The organism is Legionella erythra, from assembly GCF_001467615.1.
GTDB classification, from domain to species: domain Bacteria; phylum Pseudomonadota; class Gammaproteobacteria; order Legionellales; family Legionellaceae; genus Legionella_C; species Legionella_C erythra.
On the sequence record NZ_LNYA01000024.1, the window covers coordinates 380,909 to 384,546 of the forward strand.

Sequence of the window (3,638 nt, forward strand, 5' to 3'; positions counted from 1 at the left end):
ATCTCGATTATTTGCAATATTCCTCATACGCCGCAGACTTAGACATTTTGTCGTAAAAACTGTTAACCCGCAGGTAGAACAGTTCCCTCTAAAGAACCAAAGCCTATTTTATGAGAACCTACCTCACAATACCCAGTAATGATTATGGTATCCCCATCCAAAAAAAAGGCTCGCTCACTGCCGTCATCGAGCTTGATAGGCTGCTTACCGTTAAATGTGATTTCCAGCAGGCTTCCCCAGCTCTCTCTAGCAGGACCGCTGATTGTTCCTGTACCCAATAAATCACCAGTCTTTAAAATACAGTTATTCACCGTATGATGAGCAATCATTTGCTCCATACTCCAATACAGCTCCGTGCTGTTGGTTTCGCAGATTTTAGTTCTTATTTTGGAACCAGCAGGCTGTATCTCGACAAGCAATTTAATATCCGGTAACTGGCGTGTGTTGCTGTAAAGGTATTCCACTGGCCTTGGATCCTGCTCGGGACAATTTTTCATGGCAGGGATTAATGCTTCAAACGGGATAACCCAGGTTGATATCGACGTGGCAAAGCTTTTTGCCAGGAAAGGGCCTAAAGGCTGGTACTCAAATGCCTGAATATCTCTTGCACTCCAATCGTTTAATAACACACAGCCAAATAAATGAGATCGGGCCTCATGGATGGTAATTGGCTTACGGTCAGGATTACCCTGCCCTATAAATAACCCCAATTCGAGCTCAAAATCCAATTTACGACACGGTTCATAGACGGGTGGCTCATCCGGAGAAAGCTTAATTTGTCCTCTGGGTCGTATCACATCGGTACCGGAAGGAAAAACTGTACTAGCCCTGCCATTGTATGCGACAGGCAAGTATTTCCAATTGGGTAAAAGCGCATTTTCATTACTTCGAAACAATTTACCCACATTGGTTGCATGATGCTCGGCGGCATAGAAATCAGTAAACCCTTCTATTTTGAAAGGTAAAGCCATTTGGATTTCACTGAGGGGAATAAGAGCCCGTTGCAATAATGATTGGTTATCCTTAAGCTCATCATTATCAACGGATAATAATGTTTGAATTCTTTGCCGGACACTGGACCAATGCTTAGCCCCTAAGGAAGCAAAATAATTTAGACTGCTTTGACTAAAAACAGGTTCTTCGCTGCTCATGTTGATAAGCTTTTCTTTTTCGAGTAACGCAAGATCAAGAACGTAATCACCTATGGCTGTGCCTACTCTTGGCGAGGAATCCGCTGTATAAAACACGCCATACGGTAAATTATGTATAGAAAACAGAGAATCATCTGATCCCTCAACAAAGGAAATTAATTCCCGGGTAAAATTATTCATTTATCTCGATAACGATAACCAGAATGAGTTAGGCATCTTAATAATTTATCTATAATAAATGAAGGATTATTTGGTAAAGAGTGGAAATTGGCGAAAATAGATGTACGCGGTTTAAACACCTCAAAGCTATTTATCCACAATTATTGGAAATCGATTGTTCCACGTCCTGCTATTTCACTTGACAGATAAAATCTGCCCATTCAGCATATGGCATTATTGAAATGCTGAACCATTTTCCCACCTAGAATCACGTTAACGTTAAATGATAGTTCAAATAACATCCCCATGTTTTTCATGGCTGAATAACAAAACATCGCCGTATTTTGCTTTGCAGATATGAAAAACAACACCATGTTTTGTTGACTTAAACATATTATTACTTATAATTTAGTATATTACTAATGATAAGCCTATTAAATGAAACGAACTCTATTAAATTATATGGACAACTGGCTGGCTTCACCTGACCGGAAACCATTAGTCATTCGTGGGGCAAGACAAGTTGGTAAAACATGGCTGGTAAGACACTTGGCTGAAAAGACAGGAATGCAATTAATTGAACTCAACTTCGAGAAACGACCCTCTTTTGCCAGCCTTTTTGATTCTAATGATATAAATCAAATCTTATTAAATTTAAGCACGATATTAAATCAGAAAATAGAACCCCAAAAGTGCTTATTATTCCTGGATGAAATACAGGCAGCACCTCAACTGCTTAGCAAACTCCGTTGGTTTGCAGAAGATTTACCCCAGTTAGCAGTAATATCTGCCGGCTCTCTATTAGAATTTATTCTAGCGGAGCACTCATTTAGCATGCCCGTTGGGCGAGTTAGCTATATGCATTTGGAACCATTGTCATTTGATGAATTTTTACTAGCAAATGACAAAAAATTACTTTACGACTATTTAAGTCAATATGATTTAAGTGTCGAGATCCCCTCTGCGATTCATGAGCAATTAACTTCTTTATTTAAAGAATATCTGATAATCGGCGGTATGCCCGCTGTAGTCTCTAATTGGTCTGTTGAGCGCTCTCTGAATAGAGTTAGCCAAATACAAAATGACTTATTGGCCACCTATCGCGATGACTTTTCAAAATATAAAGGTCGTTTAGCGACAGAAAGATTAGAAGAAGCACTGAATTCTATTCCAAAAATGCTTGGACAAAAATTTGTATTTAGTAGAGTTAATAAATCGATTCAAGCATCAACAATAAAGCATGTATTAGATCTATTAGAAAAAGCCCGAGTTAGTCACCGAGTACAAAGTAGCTCCGCAAATGGTGTTCCCCTCGCATCTGAAATTAAAGAAAAATTTTTTAAAGAAATTTTCCTTGATATAGGCTTATGTAGTACCGCACTAGGTCTGAGTTTAAACCAAATTAATTCCACAAATGAAATTCTTTTGATTAATAATGGTGGAATCGCTGAACAGGTAGTTGGCCAATTACTAAGAACAATTGAGCCACCCTATATTGAACCCGCTTTGTATTATTGGCATAGAGAAGAGGCCAATTCCAGTGCGGAAATTGATTATGTAATCCAACATGGTAATAGAATAATACCTATTGAAGTAAAAGCTGGTGCCACAGGAAGCCTAAAGTCATTACATGTTTTCATGGGATTAAAGAAATTATCTCTCGCCATGCGAATTAATTCTGATTATCCAAGTAAAACTAATGTAGATGTAAAAGATAGTTTAGGGAACTCCGTAAACTATACTTTTATATCCATTCCCTTTTATCTTGTGGGGCAGATACATCGATTGCTTGGCTTGCTTAATTAACATATAAAGTGCAAAAACCAATCATAGCACTCATATGGATTGACATAAAAACTTTGAAAATTATAGAACAAGGGTTAGAGTACTATGCTGCTGATTGAGTGCCCCCGTAAATGGGAAAGACCCAAAGTTTGGTGCTGATTGAGGGTGAATAGTGCCTCTATGGTGCCGCAGTAGGGGATATATCTTAAATTTTACCTATAAATCAAGGAGTTATATGGTGGCGGCTATTTAATTTGTTAATCAATATGTTGTATTTAAATGATTATTTTCTTGCGCAATAAAAATATACCCCCAAATATACCCCCTGTTTGAATGTTGCTGGGCTATTTTCTTAAGCGTTGTTTTATTTTTTAATCCTCTTAAAAAGGAAGATTTTTGTTGCAGACTCCTTCATAACAAAGCTTAGTCTAAACTAATAACATTAGTACATAAACTAGGTATGGAACAATAGGGGTAATCCCCCCGAAAAATAACTGATGCCAAAAGTAGAATTTTCTCATAATCTATGCGGGAGGAGATTCT

General features: G+C 37.9%; 2 protein-coding genes. One reads left to right on the top strand and one right to left on the bottom strand.

Features of this window, described 5'->3' with window-relative positions; translation table 11 throughout:
• Window positions 1-62 precede the first annotated feature (62 nt).
• Entirely contained in the window at window positions 63-1,331 is a 1,269-nt protein-coding gene (gene fahA, locus Lery_RS08620; protein WP_058526830.1) for a fumarylacetoacetase, read from the bottom strand.
• 417 nt (window positions 1,332-1,748) lie between these two features.
• Between fahA and Lery_RS08625 the strand changes: the two genes are divergently transcribed.
• Entirely contained in the window at window positions 1,749-3,116 is a 1,368-nt protein-coding gene (locus tag Lery_RS08625; RefSeq protein ID WP_058526831.1) for an ATP-binding protein, read from the top strand.
• The last annotated feature ends 522 nt before the right edge of the window (window positions 3,117-3,638 follow it).

Excerpts from the sequence above, each read along its gene's own strand:
- fahA (WP_058526830.1), bottom strand. The coding sequence starts at position 1,331 with ATGAATAATTTTACCCGGGAATTAATTTCCTTTGTTGAGGGATCAGAT.
- Lery_RS08625 (WP_058526831.1), top strand. The coding sequence starts at position 1,749 with ATGAAACGAACTCTATTAAATTATATGGACAACTGGCTGGCTTCACCT.